We start from the raw sequence: 18,557 nt of genomic DNA on the forward strand, positions 1-18,557 counted from the left end.
CCGGTTCGGACCTCACGGCAACCGCTGCGGTCTAGCGCAGAGGACAGCACCCTAGTGACGCGGTTGCAAGCTCCGGTCGTTGCAGGGTGCCCAGCCGCGTCCGACCTGAATATCCGACCTTTGCCTAAGCCACGGGAGATACCCATGAAGATTCGCGAACTCGCTCACCAATGGGAGCAGCAGGCCACCACCTCCGGCACCACCCGCAGCTACCGCCTCGACTTGGAAGTCGAGACCGCGGCCCGTCTCGAGGCCCTCTGCGAACTCTATCCCCAGCGCACGCCCGAAGCTTTGCTCAGCGAGTTGCTGGCGGCCGCCTTCGAAGAGCTGGAAGCCAGCTTTCCCTATGTGCAGGGCGAGGAAGTGGTGGCCACCGATGAACTCGGCGACCCCCTCTACGCCGATGCCGGCACGACGCCACGCTTTCTGGAACTGGCGCGCAAGCACCTGCATCGACTGCAGTCCGACACGGCGGATTAACCGCCGACCTGCAGCTTTACCTACGCCGCTACCGCTCTGCCAAGCACCTCCACGCCACGGCAAAATTCGATAGCCAGTGAACATTTTTGTCGGATGAGCGGTCACAGAGTCAGACCGCAGCGCTGGACGAGGGCTGGTTGTCAGCACCCGCCACGGACCTCTCGGGGTCGCGCCGGGCTTGTTTCCACATGCGGCTTTCCATGACCAGGCGCCCGCCCTGCCCGTGCCGGCGGCGCGCTTTTCGGATCAACAACGGAGCTTGAATCCATGAAGAGTGCCACTGCCCAAAAGTCCCTTTCCAAAGCCTGCACCCTGAAACTGGCAGCCCTTGCCCTGGGCAGCTCACTGTTGCTGGCCGGTTGTGCCGGCAATCCGCCGACCGCGCAGATGGCCGTGACCCAGTCCGCCGTCAACGAGGCCGTGAGCTCCGGTGGCAACCAGTTCGCGCCCATCGAGACCAAGTCGGCCCAGGACAAGTGGACCCAGGCCCAGACCGCCCTCTCCAACGAGAAGTACGAAGAAGCCAAGCAACTGGCCGAGCAGGCCGAGTGGGATGCCCGCCTGGCCACCCGCAAGACCCAGGCCGCCAAGGCCGACGCCGCGCTCAAGGATGCCCAGAACAGCATCCAGCAGATCCGTGAGGAAGGTCAGATCAACCTGCAGCTCCAGCAGAACCTGCAGAAGAAGGTCCAGCAGTAAGCGACCGCCCCTTTCCTCCCTTCACGAACTCAAAGGACGACCATCATGCGTAAACACATTCTGATCCCTGCCGTGTCGCTGCTCAGCCTGGCCCTGGCCGCCTGCTCCACGCCGCCCAACCCCAACCTGGAACAGGCCAAATCCGACTATTCCGCACTGGAGTCCCAGCCCCAGGCTGCCCAGCTGGCCGCCCTGGAGACCAAGGATGCCGGTGCCTGGCTGCAGAAGGCCGAAAAGGCCTACAAGGACGGTGAAAACGAGAAGACCGTCGACCAGCTGGCCTACCTGACCAACCAGCGCATCCAGACGGCCATGCAGACCATCAAGCTGCGCATGACCGAAGCCCAGATGCAGAACGTCGACGCCGAGCGCACCCAGGCCCGCCTGGACGCCCGTACCGCCCAGCTCAAGCAACTGCAGGACGCCCTGCAGGCCAAGCAGACCGAGCGTGGCACCGTGGTGACCTTTGGCAACGTGCTGTTCGACTTCAACAAGGCCGAACTCAAGCCCCAGGGCTACGCCAATGCCCAGAAGCTGGCCGATTACCTGAAGCAGAATCCCGAGCGCAAGGTGATCGTCGAGGGTTACACCGACAGCGTCGGCAGCGACTCCTACAACCAGCAGCTGTCCGAGCGTCGCGCCCAGGCCATCCAGACCGCCCTGGTCAGTGCCGGTGTCGAGCCGAGCCGCATCCAGACCCGTGGCTATGGCAAGGCCTTCCCGGTGGCCAGCAACAGCAATGCCTCCGATCGCGCCCTGAACCGTCGCGTGGAAGTGACCATCTCCAACGACGCCAATCCCGTCGCCCCGCGCATGTAATGGCGGCGTGAAAGCAAAAGACCCCGCCAGGCGGGGTCTTTTTTTGCCTGCTAATCGGCTAGCGGCGCTTGCCGCCCAGCAAGGAGCCGAGCAGCCCACGCACCAACTGCCGCCCAAGCTGATTGGCCGCCTGGCGCGCCGCGCTCCTGAGCGCATTTCCCGCGAGTTCGCCCACCAGATCGCTAAGGGCACCGCCCTGCTCGGCCTTGGTCTGTGCCGCTGCCGGCGCCTCCGCCGGTACCCGCTCGGCCTGACGCTCCCGCAGGATCTCGTAGGCCGATTCGCGATCCACGGCCCTGTCATAGCGACCCGCCTGGGGCGACTGGCGGATCAGCGTCTGACGCTCGGCTTCGCTCAAGGGACCGACCCGGGATTGCGGCGGGGCGATGGCCACGCGCTGGACCATCGCCGGCGTCCCCTTGTCTTCCAGGCTGCCTACCAGGGCCTCGCCGATGCCCAGTTCGGTCAGCACCTCCAGGCTGTCGAACGCCGGATTGGGTCGGAAGCCGTCGGCCACCGCGCGCAAGGCCTTCTGCTCCCGCGCCGTGAAGGCGCGTAGGCCATGCTGGATGCGCAAGCCCAGCTGGGCGAGAACGGCATCCGGCAGGTCGCTGGGCGACTGGGTGACGAAATAGACGCCGACGCCCTTGGAACGGATCAGCCGTACCACCTGTTCCAGACGCTCGCGCAGGGCCTTGGGGGTGTCGCCAAACAGCAGATGGGCCTCGTCGAAGAACAGCGCCAGCACCGGCTTATCGGCATCGCCGCGCTCGGGCAGTTGCTCGAACAACTCGGCCAGCAGCCAGATCAGAAAGGTGGCATAGACCTTGGGCGCCTCGTGCACCAGGCGGCTGGCGTCGAGCAGGTGGATGCGGCCACGGCCATCGGGCTCGGGGCGCAGCACCTCTTCCAGCTGCAACGCCGGCTCGCCGAAGAAGGCCTCGGCGCCCTGCTGCTCTAGGGTCGCCAGCCGGCGCAGCAGCGCCTGGGCCGAGGCGCCGGTGAACAGGGCACGGTCTTCGCCAAGGATCTCGGGCTGTTCGCGCAGGTGATTGAGAACCGCCTTGAGGTCCTTGAGGTCGAGCAGCAGCAGGCCTTCGCGATCGGCCACGGTGAAGGCAGCGTGCAAGGCGGCCTGCTGGCTGTCGGTCAGCTCCAGCAGACTGCCCAGCAGCAGCGGCCCCATCTCGCTCAGGGTGGTGCGCAGCGGATGACCGCGCTGGCCGTCGACGTCCCAGAGGGTGACCGGATAGGCGCGGGACAGATGCGGCAGGCCCTGGGTGGCGATACGCTCGGCCAGCTTGCCCTGGGGCGCGCCGGCCGCGCCAAGGCCGCAGAGATCGCCCTTGATGTCGGTGGCGAAGACGGCGACGCCAGCGTCGCTGAAGGCCTCGGCGAGACGCTGCAGGGTCACGGTCTTGCCGGTGCCCGTGGCGCCGGCGATCAGGCCGTGGCGGTTGGCCAGCTTGAGGGGGTGGCCAAGGGGGTGGCCAGCGTTCTGGTCAGCTGAAACGGCGGTACCCAGGATCAGCAGGGGCGTCGAGGACATGGCGCAGCTCCGTAGCGGTTCTACGCCAGCTTAACCCGAGCGTCCGCGCTCAGGTACGGTTGCGAATGCGCTCGACGATGGCGGTGGTGGAGCTATTTTCCACCAGGCCGAGGATGCGTACCTCGCCACCATAGGCCTGCACGATCTGGGCGCCGACCACCTCTTCCACGCTCTTGTAGTCGCCGCCCTTGACCAGCACATCCGGGCGCACCTGTTCCAGCAGGCGCTCCGGGGTGTTCTCGCTGAAGGGAATGACCCAGTCCACCGCGCCGAGTCCGGCCAGCACCGCCATGCGCCGGTCGACGCTGTTGATCGGTCGCCCCGGGCCCTTGAGGCGGGTCACCGAGGCATCGTCGTTGACCGCCACGATCAGCCGATCGCCCTGGGCCCGCGCCTGCTCCAGATAGGTCACATGGCCAGCGTGGAGGATGTCGAAGCAGCCGTTGGTGAAGACGATCTTCTCGCCATGGGCGCGGGCGTCCTCGATGGCCAGTTGCAGCTGTTCCAGGGTCAGGACGCCGCGCTCCGAGCCTTCCGAGCGCTGCACCGCGCGCCGCAGCTCGGGGGCACTGATGGCGGCGGTGCCCAGCTTGCCGACCACGATGCCGGCGGCCAGATTGGCCAGGCCCACGGCCTGGGGCAGGTCCTCGCCAGCGGCCAGGGCGGCGGCCAGGGTGGAGATCACGGTGTCGCCCGCGCCAGTGACATCGAACACCTCGCGGGCCCTAGCCGGCAGGTGCAGGGCCGCCTGGCCGGGACGCAGCAGGGTCATGCCGTGCTCGCCGCGGGTCACCAGCAGGGCGCCCAGGTCCAGGCGCGCCATCAACTCGCTGCCCTTGGCCACCAGTTCGGCATCGTCGGCGCAGACGCCGACGATGGCTTCGAATTCGGAGAGATTCGGCGTGATCAGGCTGGCGCCGCGATAGATGGAGAAGTCCTTGCCCTTGGGATCGGCCAGCACCGGGATGTTGCGCGCCTTGGCCAACTGGATGAGGGCCTGGTGGTTCTTCAGCGCGCCCTTGCCGTAGTCGGACAGCACCAGCACCTTGACCCCGGCCAGCATGGCGGCGGTGTCCGAGGCCAGCGCCTGGGCATCGGTGTCGAAGGGCTCTTCGAAGTCGACGCGGATCAGCTGCTGATGGCGACTCATGATGCGCAGCTTGACGATGGTCGGCTGCTGGGCGATGCGCTGAAAGCGCACCTGCACATGGGCGGCTCTCAGGCTGTCGGTGAGGGCATCGGCGGCTTCGTCCTGGCCGGTGACGCCGACCAGATAGGCCGGTGCGCCCAGGGCGGCGATATTGAGGGCGACGTTGGCCGCGCCACCGGGACGATCCTCGTGCTGGTCGACGCGCACCACGGGCACCGGCGCCTCGGGGGAAATCCGCGAGGTGGTGCCGTGCCAGTAGCGGTCGAGCATCACGTCGCCGACCACCAGGACCGGCGCGAGATCGAAGCGAGGCATGGTCAGCTTCATAGGGACAGGCTCCAAAGCGCGAAAATGGCGGCGATCATAGCATAGGGGCCAAGGCGCCCCGGAAGCGCCTGCCGGCGGGAGACGCCGGGGTCAGGGCTCGTCGCGGCGGCTTATCCAGAACAGCTCGTGACGGCGCACGGCCTTGCGGAAGAACTCGTCTTCGCCGGTGCGCGGCCAGCGGCGTCCGGCCAGCAGCCACTGGATGGCGCGGCGCAGGCGTTTCTTCGCCGGCAGCGGCACCAGCAGGTCGTGCTGCATACCCAGGGCCATGGCCTTGTCCAGCCGCCGCTCGGGCGTCAGCAACGGACTCCAGGGTACCAGGGGCGTGGGCGTTTCGATGGCCGGCGGCAGGGCGATGCCGCCCTCGGCCGGGCCCATGGGCCAGCGGTCGTTGTCGTGCAGGTGGTTGGCGTAGAGCAACTCGAGCTCGGGCTGCCACTGACTGAGGGTCAGGGCCTCGCGCAGGGCCTGGGCGCTGGCCACGTGATCGGCATGGGGATCGATCTGCGGATGCGGCAACAACACCACCTCGGGGCGAAAGTGCTCCAGCAGCGCCACCAGGTCGGCGACCAGATTACGCCAGGTGGGGGCGCCGTCGACATCGCCGGGCAGCTGCAAGAGATTGTGGCGGCGGGCACTGCGCACATCGCTGTCGCCGGACTCGCGTGAGCCGAAGGCCTCCGCCGGCGCCTGGCGCATGGCCGGCAGCTGCAGGCAGTAGTAGCCCAGCTGCACGCAACGCGCCGGCGGTACCCCGCCCCACAGCGGCGTGACCAGACTGTCCCAGGTACGCAGTCGGCCCTTGAGCCGGGCCGCGGCCTGGCGGTCGAGGCCCAGGCGCTGGTAGTGCTCGGCCTCGATCTCGCCCTGAGTCAGGGTGACGATGCTGGCTTCCCGTGCCTGGCTGTAGAGCCCGAAGGCGGCCAGCTCGGCATCGTCGGCATGGGGCGCGATGACCATGACCCTTTTTTCCCGGAAATCCGGCTGGGCGAAGACGTGCAGGCGCAACTCGCCCTGCAGCCGACAGAAGCGTGTCCAGAGGTGCAGCTCGCCACGGCGCAGGGCCTCGGCATAGCCGCTGAGATTGACATAGCGCCGCCCGGCGACGCCGCGCTCGAAGTCCTGGCGATCGCTATCGTCGCCCGCCCGCAGCCGCACCTGGGGATCCAACAGTCGGCCGAGCCAGCCGGCACGCAGGCGGCATTCCAGGAACAGCGTCAGCTCGCCCGGCGGTAATTCCACCGCGGCCAGGCGACCGTGCTGCAGATGCAGGCCCAGCACCAGGGTGTCGGTGGGGAACTGGTAGCTGTAGTTGTCACGCGGCGAATAGAAGAGATGGTCGGCGAACCAGGCCTCGTGGCCGAGCCAGACCAGCAGCGCCAGCAGCGGCGCGCTCCACCAGGGCCCCAGCGCCAGGCAGCCGAGCAGCACGACGGCGATGACCGCCAGGGCCAACCGCTTGTGCCGGCGGTGACGTTTGAGCAGGGCTTGTTTGCGGGCGGTCATCTCAGCTCTCGAAGACGGTGACGCGATGGCACCAGCGGTCCTTGTAGTCGCGATCGGCGCGGCCGAAGGAATAGCGCAAGGCCTTGCCGAGGGCGCGGGCATCCTGCCAGGCGGCCTGGGTGTTCAGATAGGTGAGGACGCTGCCGGGACTCAGGTCGCTGGCAGCGGGATCGACACCGCCATTGACGTATTCGACGCTGATCCATTCGGGCGCCTCCACCCGATAGAGCACCTGGATGGCCACCGGGCGCTCGCCGAGCATCAGTAGCGAACCGGTCATGAACTCCCGCAGCAAGGCGAACACCTCGGCCAGGCGCTCCTTACCCGGGACCTCGAAGCCCCAGCGCGCCTCGAACAGCTCGGCATAGATCCGTGCCTGCTCGGTGCTGTCCAGCTCGGCCATGGGTACAGCACGACCGCCAGCATCTTCGAAGAGCCGCTGCTCGCGACGCTGGTTGTAGCGGAACTTCTTCGACCAGGCTTCCGGCTCGCGGAGCATGGCCAGTTCCTCGCTCTGCCGGCGCAGACCGGCGAAACGCTCGTCGCACAGGGGCGACAGATAGCGGGCGCGCTGGCGCAGGGGTGCGGCGGTACCGGCCGCGGCCGGCAGGATGATCTCGGCATTGCCCAGGTCGAACAGGGCGCGCTGGCGGCGCTTCTTCAGCACGCTGCGCGAGAGCGCCAGTTCACGCCCCCAGCAGGGTACCGCGGCCTGCAGACCGTCCGCGCCGGGCCAGCCCAGGTAGCGCACCGGAATGCCGGCCAGTTCGGCCAGACGCGCGACGATCTCGGGGTGAGTCGCGACGCTGCCGCCATGGCGCTGCCAGGTGGCGGCATAGTCGGCCGCGGAGATCGTCGTCCAGCCGCGTTCGCGCCAGAAACGGAAGCTATTCAGCATGGGACGTGGGCGCCACGGGAGCGACTTCCTCGAATTGCTTGGCGTGCAGGCGCGCATAGTAGCCGTTCAGCGCCAGCAGCTCGCCATGGCTGCCACGCTCGACGATGCGGCCATGGTCCATCACCAGGATCAGGTCGGCCTTCTCGATGGTGGAGAGGCGATGGGCAATCACCAGGGTGGTGCGCCCCTGCATGACCCGGTCCAGTGCCGCCTGGATATGGCGCTCGGATTCGGTGTCCAGCGCCGAGGTGGCTTCGTCGAGGATCAGCAGCGGCGCGTTCTTAAGCAGCGCCCGGGCGATGGCCAGGCGCTGGCGTTGACCGCCGGAGAGCAGCACGCCGTTCTCGCCGACCTGGGTGTCGTACTGCTGCGGCAGGCGCTGGATGAATTCGTCGGCATAGGCCGCTTCGGCCGCCGCCTTGACCTGCTCCATGGGCGCCCCGGCCAGATCGCCATAGGCGATGTTGTTGGTGACGCTGTCGTTGAACAGGGTGACGTGTTGGGTCACCAGGGCGATGTGCCGGCGCAGGTTGTGCAAGCGATAGTCCTGGATCTCCAAGCCGTCGAGGAGGATCTCGCCCTCTTCGTGCTGGTAGAAGCGCGGAATGAGATTGGCCAGGGTCGACTTGCCGCTGCCCGAGCGACCCACCAGGGCCACCATCTGGCCGGGCTCGGCGACGAAGTCGATGCCTTCCAGTACGGGCTTGTCGGTGCCCGGGTAACGGAAGGTCAGGTTGCGTACCTCCAGCCGACCCTGGACGCGCTCGCGTTCTTCACGGCCGTCGTCGCGCTCGGCGGGCTCGTCGAGTTGTTCGAAGATGCTTTCCGCACCGGCCACGCCGCGCTGGATGGTGGAGCTGACTTCGGAAAGCTGGCGGATCGGCTTGGGCAAGAGGCCGGCCATGGTGATGTAGGCCACCAGGTCGCCGGCGGAGGCTTCGCCGCGCAGCCAGAGCACCAGGAACATCAGCACCGCCATGGCCGAATAGATGACCAGCTGCAGCATGGGCGTATAGACCGCGCCGGTCTTGGTCATGGTCAGCTGCTTGTCGGTGTTGGCGGTGCTGGAATCGAGGAAGCGCTGCTGCTCGTAGGTTTCGCCGCCAAAGCTGCGCACCACCCGATAGCCCTGGATGGCCTCGGAGGTGATGTGGGTGACGTCGCCCATGGCCGACTGGATCTTGCTGCTCTGCTTGCGGAACTTGCGACTGGCGCTGGTCACCATCAGGGCGATCAGCGGCAGGATGGCCACCATCACCAGGGTCAGCTTCCAGTTCATCCACAGCAGCGAGGCGAACAGGAAGATCACGGTCATGCCCTCGCGGATCACCACCTTGATCGCCTCGGTGGCGGCGCCGGTCACCATGGTGACGTTGAAGGTGATACGCGAGATCAGGTGGCCCGAATTGTTGGCGTCGAAATAGCGATTGGGCAGGCGCAGCATGTGGTTGAACAGCGCCACGCGCAGGTCGTGCACCAGGCCGAGGGAGACCCGCGCCAGGAAGTAGTTGCCGAGAAAGGAACCGACGCCCTGCCAGGCGGCGATGAGGATGATCATCAGCGGCACCGCCTGCACCAGGTGCAGACCACCGACGATGGGCCAGCCCGGGAACATGGAGGCGTTGGGGTTGTTCAGGCCATCGACGAAGTACTTGAGGATGCCCGCCAGCATCGGCTGGGTGGAGGCGAAGATCAGAAAGCCGACGATACTCAGGGCGAACATGCCGATGTAGGGCCGCACGTAGCCGAGCAGGCGGAAATAGATCTTCAGACTGGAGGTCTGCGCAGGGGAGTCTTGGCTCATGGTCTCGTCGTGACGCAAAAGCGCCATGTTAACACGCACCCGCCGCTGACCCAGCCAGGGGATTTTCCGCTAGGCTGGCCCTCCCCCGCCACGGAACACCTAGCATGCCGCCGCTGATCGCCACCTTCGCCGAACTCAAGGATTACTGGCGCCTGGAGGTGCTGGACGCACCCGGCAAGCCCTTGCGACTCAAGCGTCTGCTCCGGCGCGTCACTGCGGGAGAGAGTCCGAGCTTTCTGTTCTGGTATCGCCTGGCGCAATTCCTCTACTGCCGCCCGCGTGGCCTGCTCAACTATCGCAAGCTGGCCGAGCGGATCAATCGCCGGCTGATCCGCCGGCACAACATCGAGATCCTGCTGGGCGCCCGTATCGGGCCCGGGCTGCGCCTGCCTCATCGCATGGGCATCTGCGTGTCGAATCTGGCGGTGATCGGGCGTAACGTGATGATCCGTCAGCACACCACCATCGGCATCAAGAGCGACGATCCGGCGCAACTCGTCGGTATCTTCATCGGCGACAACGTCAGCCTCGGCGCCCACGTCTGCATCGTCGGCGACCACCTGACCATCGGCGACAACGTGGTGGTCGGGGCCGGCGCCCTGGTGATGCGCGACATCCCCGCCGACAGCCTCTACTACAGCCGCCACGAGGCGGTGATCTGGCCGCTGCCGGGCGCTACGCCCGGGGATGCCGCCCGCTGAGGATGGTCCGCAGCATCCGCGGCAGCACGCCATACAGATAGAGACGATTGCCTAGCAGCTGCCGCCCCAGGTAGCGCAGCACCTTGCCGCGGGAAGCGCCCTTGTAGTGCAGACGCAGCAGCAGGGCGACATAGAATTTCTCGATGTCGCGAAAGCGCCGCTGGGCCGGGGTTTCCGCTTCCAGTTCGGACAGCGAATGGTCGAGGATGCCCGCGCAGAGCAGCTCGACTGACTCTTCCCGGGCCAGCGCCTGGACGCGCAGGAAAAAGGAGACATCGACGCCATAGAGGGCGAAGCGCTCGTCGAAGACATCGCCGTGGCGGGCCGCGATACGCGCGGCCAGGCCCTGCGTCAGGCACAGGCCCGAACTGATGGTCACGGTGGCCTGGGGATCCAGAGGTCCTTCGGTGGTCACCACCGCCTTGTACTGGTGGGGATAGCGGATGGCGCCGGCCCCCAGCACCAGGGGGACCAGCAACTCGGCCTCCTGGCCGAGCGCCTGCAGATAGCGCCCGTCCACCACGGTGTCCTGGTCGAAGATCACCAGGCGCTCCGCGCCCTGCCGCAACGCCAGATTGTAGACCCGACTCAGGGGTGGATTGCCGACGTCCTCCCGGATGAGCACCTCCGCCCAGCCCGGCGCGGCCAGCAGGCGCTGCCGCTCGGCGTCTTCCAAAGGCCGAGGACCGTTGTTCCAGACCAGCAGGGCACTGTCGGCCGGCAGGCTGGCCGGGGGCTGGGCCAGCAGACTGTCGAGGGTGGCCGACTCCCCGGGGCGCAAGCCATAGAGGACGACGAGAAAGAGCGTTCGCATGGGGTTTCCTGAAGAGGGCGGCCTAGCCGCGCACTCGCTTGCGCAGGTAGTCGAGGGCCGCGCTGGCTTCGTCGGCCAGGTGCGGACGCGGTAGGTCGTTAGGCCAGATGCCTTCGGCGAAGGCCTGGCGGTCGCCGCCGCCCAGACGTTCGCTCAGGGCCCGCTCCCACCAGACGTGGCGACAGGCGCGGGCGTAGCTGTCCTGGGTCGCCAGGCAGCCATAGAGCAGCTTGCGTCCCAGGCTCGCGCGCTGTTTGTCCAGTCCGGCCAATTGCCACTTCACCCGCAGCCGCGTCCAGACATCGGGCAGCGGCTTGGTCAAGGGCACCTCTTGCCAGCTGCTCTGCAGCGTTGGGGAATAGTCTTCGCCATAGCGTTCGAAGAAGTGCGCCAGCATGAAGTGCAGAAAGCGCTTTTCCGCATAGTAGTGGCGAATGGATCCCCGGGCCTCGCTGATGGCCAAATCCGCCAGGCTGAACGACAGGGCGATCTGCTCCAGGGTGTGGACCTCCTCGTCGTGGCCATGCCAGTCATCGATCAGGGCAATGGCCCGCTCGACTCGCGGCAGATGCGTCCGGGCCAGACCGCAGACCCCGCTGTTGTAGAGTCGGGTGTCCTCCGCTGGCTCTTGTCCGCGCGCGGCCAGGGCAGCGGCGAAACGGGCGAACTCCGGGCGGCTGCGGGCCTTGCGCCACGGCCACTCCTCGACATCCATGACTCCGCGCTGGTCATTGATTCCGTCGAACAGGGGAGCCAGGGGCGCCTGGACCACGGTGTCGCTGTCCAGAAACAGGGTCTTGCCGGCCCGCGGCAGCGCCCAGGCGATGGCGCAGGCCTTGCTGCGGTGCAGATAGCCGTGCTGCCCCTGCCAGGCCTTGAGTGTCGCCCCCTCGATGGCCAGCACTTCCACCGGCCAGCCGCGATAGTCCTGTGGCCGGTCGGTCAGGATACGGATGGCGATGTCCTGCTGCTGCCGCCAATGCAGCACGCTCAGCAGGCTGAACTTCAGCTCCTGCCGATAGGCCTGAGCACCGCCATAGACGAAGTACAGGAGTTGACGTGTTGGGCGCATGTAAGAGTGCCGGCAAAAAGTCGATTCTAACAACAAGCGGCAGGATAGGGCGTAAGGGTCACTTCACAGCCTGCCACCTTCGGGTAACATGCTCGCCCTGACGTTGACGGGTCCTGCATGAAGCCTCTCGAACATTCGCGCTATCTCGAACTGCGCGACGCCGCCCAGGTAGTGGAAGCCGACCACCACGGCGACAAGGTCCTGCGCCTCACCGATGGCAGCTACCTCAAGCTGTTCCGCCGCAAACGGCTGCTGACCTCGGCCGCTCTGTTTCCCTATGCCCAGCGCTTCGCCGACAACGCCCGCCAACTGGCCGAGCGCGGCATTCCCTGTCCGCGGGTGCTGGAGGTCTATCGCGCCGCCTCGCTGCAGCGCGATCTGGTGCACTACAGCCCGCTGCCGGGCGCCACCCTGCGCCAGCTACGGACCTCGAGCGAGGCCGCGGCGCTGCGCCCCGCCCTGGGTCGCTTCATCGCCGAATTGCACGACAGTGGCGTCTACTTCCGCTCGCTGCACCTGGGCAACGTGGTGCTGACGCCAGAAGGCGAACTGGGCCTGATCGACATCGCCGATCTGCGCTGTCATGCGCGGCGTCTGCCGCTGCGCCTGCGGGTGCGCAACTTCCATCACCTGCTGCGCTACGGCGAAGACCGCGACTGGCTGTTCGAACCCGGTCGCGAACCCTTCCTCAGGGCCTATGCCGAAGCCTGCCGCCAGCCCCTGGACTGGCGCGAACTCGACCGGCAGCTGCAGGACTAGATCAGGACTGGACCGGCACCGCCTGTCCCAGCGCCAGCTTGCGCCGGCGCTGCACCTCGGCGCCGACGATCATCGCCGCGGGCAACAGCACCAGCGGCCACAACTCGTCCGGATTGCCGATCAGCTTGGCGCCGTCGAAATTGAGCATCAGCAGCGCCACGGCCAGATAGAGACCCCAGGGATCTCGCTGGCGCAGAGCCGCGCCCAGGCTGGCCAGCATCAGCACGCCGAAGATCAGCAGCGACACCAGGCCGGTATAGATGCCGAAGGACACGAAGATGTTGTGCGGGTGCTGGATGGCCTCGGTGCCGTGCAGCAGGTCATGGCTCTGATAGCCCAGGCCGCAGCCCAGCCACCAGCCGCAGGACTCCCAGTCCTTGATCATGAAGTGGAACAGCTCGATGCGTCCGGAATCCGCCCGGCCCCAGAAGGCGACGAACCAGGCTTCGGTATGCACCACCTGCACCACTCCGGCGATCAGGGCACTGACCAGGACCACCAGCGCCAGGGTGCGCAGCGGAAAGCGCGGAAAGGCGAAGAGCACGCCGAGGGCGGCCAGGAAGCCGATGCCCACCAGGCCGGTACGGGTCTGCAGGGCGAAGGAGATGCCGACGATGCTGACCACCACCGCCGCCAGCAACTCGATCCAGCGCCGCTCGCGGATCCAGGTGGGCGCGGCCAGGCCGCCCAGGCAGACCATCCAGATGCTCACATAGATGGGATTGGAGATGCGTCCCGGCAAATGGATGACCCGCTGGCCGACCGCATAGTGGCCGGTGAGCCAGAACACCAGGCTGGAGCCCACGGCATAGGCGCAGACGACCCAGAACGCCAGGCGCACGAAGCCGGGGCGGCGGAAGAAATCGCCATCCACCAGGCAGGCCACGGTCAGCACGAACAGCAGCACATAGAGAATATGCTTGAAGAACTGTCCCTCTTCGGCCCGCACTCCCGGCACGATGAACCAGGCGAGAAACACCAGCCAGAGCAGCAGCAGCGGCGAGCGCCAGTCGATCAAGCGCGGCCGCAGGACGAAGAGGATCAGCGCCGGCAGGGCGATCGCCGCATAGTAGTAGCTGTTGATCAGCTTGGCCGTGGGGATGCACAGGTAGGCGGCCATGAACACCAACACCGCCAGGGTGAAATAGCGGCTCTGCTGCAGGCGATCGAGCAAGGGTGTCACCACAACAGGGCTCCCAGGAGTGCACCGACCAGGAAGGCCAGTGCCAGTTTGATGCGTTCCATCCGCCGACGCTTCTGCTTGTCGTTGCGGTCCTTGCCGCTGATCACGTGCTGGCCGAAGCCGGTGTGCAGCACGGCATCGTTTTCCAGGATCAGCGCATGGCGCTGGGCGTCGGCATAGCGTCGGGACAGCTCCTTCTCGCCGCTCAAGTCGCCATAGGGGGCGTGCAGCAGGTAGTCGGCGCGCCGGCGCAGACCGGGATTGAAGGAAAAGCCCTGCCATTCGGGCTTGTGCGAGCCGACTTCATGGAAGGCGATGCCGGCATGCACCTGCCGCGGCTTGAGATAGACGTAGGGGCTGTGGATCGCCAGGTCATGGGCATGGCTGCGCAGCCAGACCTGCAGCGCCTGGGGATCGGCCTCCAGCAGCGCCTGGGAATCCTCGATGAAGCCGGGGCGATAGAAGGCCCAGTCATCCTCGCAGTGGAAGATCCAGCTGGTCTCGACCCGGGCATAGGCGGCGTCGACACTGCGCATCTGGCCAAGCTTGGGATTGTTGACGATGAACTCGGTGTGTTCGCGCCAATGGGCGGGGATGCAGTCCCGTACCGCCTCGTCACCGGAGTCCTCGGTGATGAAGACGCGGCGGATGGGCGCGGTGTTGAATTCGTCGAAGGTCGCCAGCGTCTGCCGCAGCAGGTCGAAGCGCCCGCAACTGGTGACGACCACGGAGATGTCGCTGTCGGCGGAAAACTGCACGTTCTACCCTTTCTGCCAGTTGAGTCGAAAGCCGGACCTCGGGCAGCGCATCAGCGTCCCAGCCTGCCGAGCAGGCGGTGCAGGAACCCCGGAGCGACTGCCGGTCGCAGCGCTGGGGTTATAGCCGAAACGATGCGCTCACCCAAGTGGCCGAAAGCGAAAGAGTGACGCGCCAGGGCCTCTCCAGCCCTGGCGATGGCCGCGGCGTGCGCCGGGTCCCCGCGCAGCCGGGCGAGTTTCTCGCGCAACTCGTCCAGCGAGCGATAGAGCACCACGTTGACGCCATCCGCAAAACCCAGGGCGCGGTTCTCCTCTTCACCCTGATCGAAGGTGAAGAGCACGCAGCCGCAGGCCATGGCCTCGAAGTTCTTGATCATGTATTCGCCCATGCCGACATCGGCGCCGACGAAGTAGCGGATGCGGTTGAGGGTATGCAGGTATTCGTCGCCCGAGCGGGTCTTGGTGATCAGCAGCGGCTCGACCTTGGCCAGGTCTTCCAGCAATTGCTTGCGCCCGCTGTAGGCCACGCTGCCGAGGCTGCCGACGAAGCCCAGTTCGATGTCGCGCTCGACACCCAGGTCGCGCAGGCGGCTGTCGTCATAGCCCTTGGGCACGAAGTGGGCGTCCACCCCCTCCTCCTGCAGCCGCCGCGCCACGCCGGCGCCGGAGACCAGCACCCGGACGTGGGGCATGGCCTGGTAGTAGCGACTGAACTTGCCGGTGTACTTGCAGGGGATGAAATTCTGGTAGGCGTCGTGTTCCAGCTCCACCAGATTGGGCAGGCTGCGGATGAACGAGACCTGCCTGAGCTGCTTCTTGAATCTCAGGAACAGCAGGATGCGGTCGTATTGCTCGGGCTGGGGCACGGCGCGGCGGAAATAGGCGCGCAGATCGGCCTGTTCCTCGTCGCTCAGCCAGCGCAGGTCGCAATCGCAGTGGGCGGCGATGCTGGCATAGAAGTGGTCCAGCAGGATGCGTTGCTCCTTCTGGACCAGGAACAGGACTTTCACGGCGCCGGGGCCTTGAAGGCGGCGACCATCGGCAGGCGCCAGAAGTCACGGCGCACGGCCGCGTCGGAGAAGCGTTCGGCCAGGCGCTCGCGCATGTGCTGCACGCAGGCGCGTCGCTGGCTCGGTGCCAGCCGACCCAGGTGCTGCAGCCCCTGGCCGAGGGCTTCGGCATCGCCCAGGGGAAAGAGGAAGCCGACGCCTTCGACGATCTCCCGGGCGCCGCCGCAGGAGGTGGCGATCAGCGGCACGCCGGCGGCCATGGCTTCCAGCAGGACCATGCCGAAGGGCTCGTGATCGGAACTCAGGGCAAAGACGTCGAAGGCCTTGAAGTAGCGCCGGGCGCCTTCCACCTGGCCGAGGAACAGTACCCGGTCGGCGATGGCCAGTTCGCGGGCCAGGTCCTTGAGGTCGTCTTCCAGGCGGCCCTTGCCGAGAATCGCCAGCAGGGCATTGGCCGGTAGATTCGGCAAGGCGGCGGCGAAGCCGCGCAACAGAGTGGCCTGGTCCTTGTCCGGATGCAGGCGGCCGACGTTGCCGACGATCCAGGCCTCCTGGGGCAGCTTGAGCTCGGCGCGGGCCTGATCGGCCGGCAGCAGCTCGCGCTCCACCGCCTCGACATCCAGGCGGTTGTAGAGGGTCTCGATACGCTCGGCCGGCCAGTCCTTGAGGCGCTGGCGGATCTCGTCGCGCACCGCATCGGAGACTGCCAGGAGCGTCAGGCGCCTGCTCATCAGCTTGGCGAACAGCCGCCGACCGACTCGGTCGTAGTCGCCGAAGGCGTGGTGCACGCCGATCACCGGCAGATTGGTGGCCAGGCAGGCGATCCAGATCGGCTTGAATCTATGGGCGATGACGAAGCGGATGCCCCGCGAGCGGACGATCTCGCGCAGCGCCTGGATGGCGCCGAGCTTGAGGCCGCGCACGTCGCGCGAGGAATACTCCAGGAACAGCACCTCGTCGCTGCCGCAGCCGGCCGCTACCTCGGCATCGGCGGTGCCGGTGAGAAAGACCGTGGTGACGCGATAGCCGCTGCCCGCGAAGAGGCTGGCGGTCTGGCGGGCGCAGTCGAGGAAGGGACCGTCGTAGCCGTGACAGAACTGCAGCACCCGCGGTTCGGCGGAACGCGTCATAGGCCTGCCCCCTCCTTGACCACCAGGATGTCTTCCATGATCAGGTACTGCAGATCCGAGCCGAAGAACATGTTCAGGGCATCGGTGGGCGAGCAGACCATGGGTTCGCCGCGGCGGTTGAGCGAGGTGTTGAGGGAGACGCCGTTGCCGGTGAGCTTTTCCAGCTCGACCATGAGGTCGTACCAGCGCGGATTGTGCCGACGCTCCAGCACCTGGGCGCGGGAGGTACCGTCCTCGTGGACCACCTCGGGCACCCGGTTCTTCCACTCCTCGTTGACCTCGAAGGTAAAGGTCATGAAGGGCGAAGGATGATCGACCTTGAGCATCTGCGGCGCCACGGTATCGAGCATGGACGGGCAGAACGGCCGCCAGCGCTCGCGGAACTTGATCTGGGCGTTGATGCGGTCGGCCACGCCCGGCACGCTGGGGCAGCCGATGATGGAGCGACCGCCCAGGGCGCGCGGACCGAATTCCAGGCGACCCTGGAACCAGGCCACCGGATTGCCGGCCACCATGATCTCGGCGATGCGCTGGGGCATGTTGTCGATTCGCTCCCACTTGGGCGCGTTGGGATGGCGGGCGCAGGCGGCGATGACGTCTTCGTTGCTGTAGCCGGGGCCGAGATAGACGTGTTCCATCTTCTCCACCGGCACGCCACGGGCGTGGGAGACATAGGCGGCGGCGCCAACGGCGGTACCGGCATCGCCCGAGGCGGGCTGGACGAACAGTTCCTTGACCTCGGGTCGAGCGATGATCTTCTGGTTGAGCTTGACGTTGAGCGCGCAGCCGCCGGCAAAGGCGAGCTTGCCGGTCTGGCGGATAATGTCGCCCAGGTAGTAGTCCATCATCTCCAGCGCCAGGCGTTCGAACAGTGCCTGCATGCTGGCGGCGTAGTGGATGTAGGGATCGTCGGCGATGTCGCCTTCCCGCTTGGGTCCCAGCCACTCGATCAGCTTGGGCGAGAAGTAGTAGCCCTTGCCCTTTTCCTTGTAGCGACGGAAGCCGATGACGTTGGCGTAGTCGGTGTTGATGATCAGCTCGCCGTTCTCGAATTTCGCCAGGCGCGAGAAATCGTACTTGCTGGCATCGCCATAGGGCGCCATGCCCATGACCTTGAATTCGCCATCGAGCATCTCGAAGCCGAGGAATTCGGTGAGGGCGCCATAGAGGCCACCCAGGGAATCCGGGTCGTAGAACTCCTTGATCTTGTGGATCTTGCCGTTCTCGCCGTAGCCGAAGAAGGTGGTGGCGTACTCGCCCTTGCCATCGATGCCGAGGATCGCGGTCTTCTCGCTGAAACCCGAGCAGTGATAGGCACTGGAGGCGTGGGCCAGGTGGTGCTCGACGGCTTCGAGCTTGACCCTCTTCAGATCGAAGCCGAGCTGTACCAGGCACCACTCGATGCGCTTCTGGTAGCGGTGGTAGCGGCGATTGCCGAACAGGATGGCGTCCAGGGCGCGATCCGGGGCGTAGGCGTAGCGCTTGGCGTAGTGCCAGCGGGCTTCGCCGAAGAGACTGATGGGCGCATAGGGGATGGCCACCACGTCGACATCGGCGGGGGTGATCCCGGCCTGCTCCAGGCAGAACTTGGCCGACTCGTAGGGCATGCGATTCTTGGCATGCTTGTCGCGCACGAAGCGTTCTTCTTCCACCGCGGCGATCAGCTTGCCGTCGATATAGAGCGCGGCGGAGGGATCGTGGCTGAGGGCGCCGGACAGGCCAAGGACGGTCAGGGACACAGGTAAAGCCTCTGTACAGGGCGAAGCCAGGGGAGTTCGCCGGGGTTTCGCGAGGCCGCTGCAGGCCCGCCTCGCCTCAAAAACGGCGAATTATAGCCGTTCAGGCAGGCCACGGGTAATGGCCGCACGCCGGAGCGGGGCCTAGCGCACGGCGATTCA

General features: G+C 66.5%; 17 protein-coding genes. 5 read left to right on the plus strand and 12 right to left on the minus strand.

Annotation, left to right across the window (positions count from 1 at the left end; translation table 11 throughout):
- Positions 1-144: 144 nt before the first annotated feature.
- From NRG74_RS12870 to NRG74_RS12880, 3 genes are all read left to right on the plus strand, one after another.
- On the plus strand, positions 145-480 hold the full coding sequence (locus tag NRG74_RS12870) for a hypothetical protein (protein WP_017640126.1): 336 nt from the start codon (positions 145-147) through the stop codon (positions 478-480).
- Positions 481-747: 267 nt separating this feature from the next.
- Entirely contained in the window at positions 748-1,179 is a 432-nt protein-coding gene (locus NRG74_RS12875) for a DUF4398 domain-containing protein (protein WP_017640125.1), read from the plus strand.
- A gap of 45 nt (positions 1,180-1,224) precedes the next feature.
- Entirely contained in the window at positions 1,225-1,998 is a 774-nt protein-coding gene (locus tag NRG74_RS12880) for an OmpA family protein (RefSeq protein ID WP_017640124.1), read from the plus strand.
- Between the two features lie 58 nt (positions 1,999-2,056).
- On the opposite strand, the gene NRG74_RS12885 is transcribed toward NRG74_RS12880, so the two are convergent.
- The 5 genes from NRG74_RS12885 to msbA form a co-directional block, all read right to left on the minus strand.
- A complete protein-coding gene (locus NRG74_RS12885; RefSeq protein ID WP_257704263.1) occupies positions 2,057-3,547 on the minus strand; it encodes a DUF853 domain-containing protein in 1,491 nt (496 codons plus the stop codon).
- A gap of 49 nt (positions 3,548-3,596) precedes the next feature.
- Entirely contained in the window at positions 3,597-5,024 is a 1,428-nt protein-coding gene (hldE, locus tag NRG74_RS12890) for a bifunctional D-glycero-beta-D-manno-heptose-7-phosphate kinase/D-glycero-beta-D-manno-heptose 1-phosphate adenylyltransferase HldE (RefSeq protein WP_257704265.1), read from the minus strand.
- A gap of 90 nt (positions 5,025-5,114) precedes the next feature.
- Positions 5,115-6,530, minus strand: a complete 1,416-nt coding sequence (locus NRG74_RS12895; RefSeq protein WP_257704267.1) for a PIG-L deacetylase family protein — start codon at positions 6,528-6,530, stop codon at positions 5,115-5,117.
- A gap of 1 nt (position 6,531) precedes the next feature.
- Positions 6,532-7,428 carry an antimicrobial resistance protein Mig-14 gene (locus NRG74_RS12900; RefSeq protein ID WP_257704269.1) on the minus strand — a complete coding sequence of 299 codons (897 nt, stop codon included), beginning with the start codon at positions 7,426-7,428 and terminating at the stop codon, positions 6,532-6,534.
- Positions 7,418-9,232 carry a lipid A export permease/ATP-binding protein MsbA gene (msbA, locus tag NRG74_RS12905; RefSeq protein ID WP_064307356.1) on the minus strand — a complete coding sequence of 605 codons (1,815 nt, stop codon included), beginning with the start codon at positions 9,230-9,232 and terminating at the stop codon, positions 7,418-7,420. The genes NRG74_RS12900 and msbA overlap by 11 nt, the downstream gene beginning before the upstream one ends.
- A 104-nt stretch (positions 9,233-9,336) precedes the next feature.
- Here msbA and NRG74_RS12910 point away from each other — a divergent pair, with 104 nt between their 5' ends.
- Positions 9,337-9,933 (plus strand): serine acetyltransferase, encoded by a 597-nt coding sequence (locus tag NRG74_RS12910; protein ID WP_257704274.1) that lies wholly within the window; start codon positions 9,337-9,339, stop codon positions 9,931-9,933.
- Here the strand turns inward: NRG74_RS12910 and NRG74_RS12915 are convergent.
- A complete protein-coding gene (locus NRG74_RS12915; RefSeq protein ID WP_231357067.1) occupies positions 9,908-10,747 on the minus strand; it encodes a hypothetical protein in 840 nt (279 codons plus the stop codon). The genes NRG74_RS12910 and NRG74_RS12915 overlap by 26 nt on opposite strands.
- A gap of 22 nt (positions 10,748-10,769) precedes the next feature.
- Positions 10,770-11,819 (minus strand): hypothetical protein, encoded by a 1,050-nt coding sequence (locus NRG74_RS12920; RefSeq protein WP_257704278.1) that lies wholly within the window; start codon positions 11,817-11,819, stop codon positions 10,770-10,772.
- Positions 11,820-11,936: 117 nt separating this feature from the next.
- Between NRG74_RS12920 and NRG74_RS12925 the strand changes: the two genes are divergently transcribed.
- A complete protein-coding gene (locus NRG74_RS12925) occupies positions 11,937-12,578 on the plus strand; it encodes a lipopolysaccharide kinase InaA family protein (protein ID WP_184292276.1) in 642 nt (213 codons plus the stop codon).
- A gap of 1 nt (position 12,579) precedes the next feature.
- On the opposite strand, the gene NRG74_RS12930 is transcribed toward NRG74_RS12925, so the two are convergent.
- The 5 genes from NRG74_RS12930 to NRG74_RS12950 are packed head-to-tail and all read right to left on the minus strand — an operon-like array spanning position 12,580 to position 18,398.
- Complete coding sequence (locus NRG74_RS12930) at positions 12,580-13,752, minus strand: O-antigen ligase family protein (protein ID WP_257704281.1); 1,173 nt, start codon at positions 13,750-13,752, stop codon at positions 12,580-12,582.
- Between the two features lie 5 nt (positions 13,753-13,757).
- Positions 13,758-14,519, minus strand: coding sequence for a glycosyltransferase family 2 protein (locus NRG74_RS12935; RefSeq protein ID WP_257704283.1), 762 nt, complete (start codon positions 14,517-14,519; stop codon positions 13,758-13,760).
- Between the two features lie 50 nt (positions 14,520-14,569).
- Positions 14,570-15,529 (minus strand): glycosyltransferase, encoded by a 960-nt coding sequence (locus NRG74_RS12940; protein WP_064307361.1) that lies wholly within the window; start codon positions 15,527-15,529, stop codon positions 14,570-14,572.
- Entirely contained in the window at positions 15,526-16,659 is a 1,134-nt protein-coding gene (locus NRG74_RS12945) for a glycosyltransferase (protein ID WP_257704287.1), read from the minus strand. Before NRG74_RS12945 ends, NRG74_RS12940 begins: the two co-directional genes overlap by 4 nt.
- Complete coding sequence (locus tag NRG74_RS12950; protein WP_257704289.1) at positions 16,656-18,398, minus strand: carbamoyltransferase family protein; 1,743 nt, start codon at positions 18,396-18,398, stop codon at positions 16,656-16,658. The genes NRG74_RS12945 and NRG74_RS12950 overlap by 4 nt, the downstream gene beginning before the upstream one ends.
- Positions 18,399-18,557 lie beyond the last annotated feature (159 nt).

Origin of the sequence: Pseudomonas oryzihabitans, assembly GCF_024652905.1 — a bacterium.
GTDB lineage: Bacteria > Pseudomonadota > Gammaproteobacteria > Pseudomonadales > Pseudomonadaceae > Chryseomonas > Chryseomonas benzopyrenica.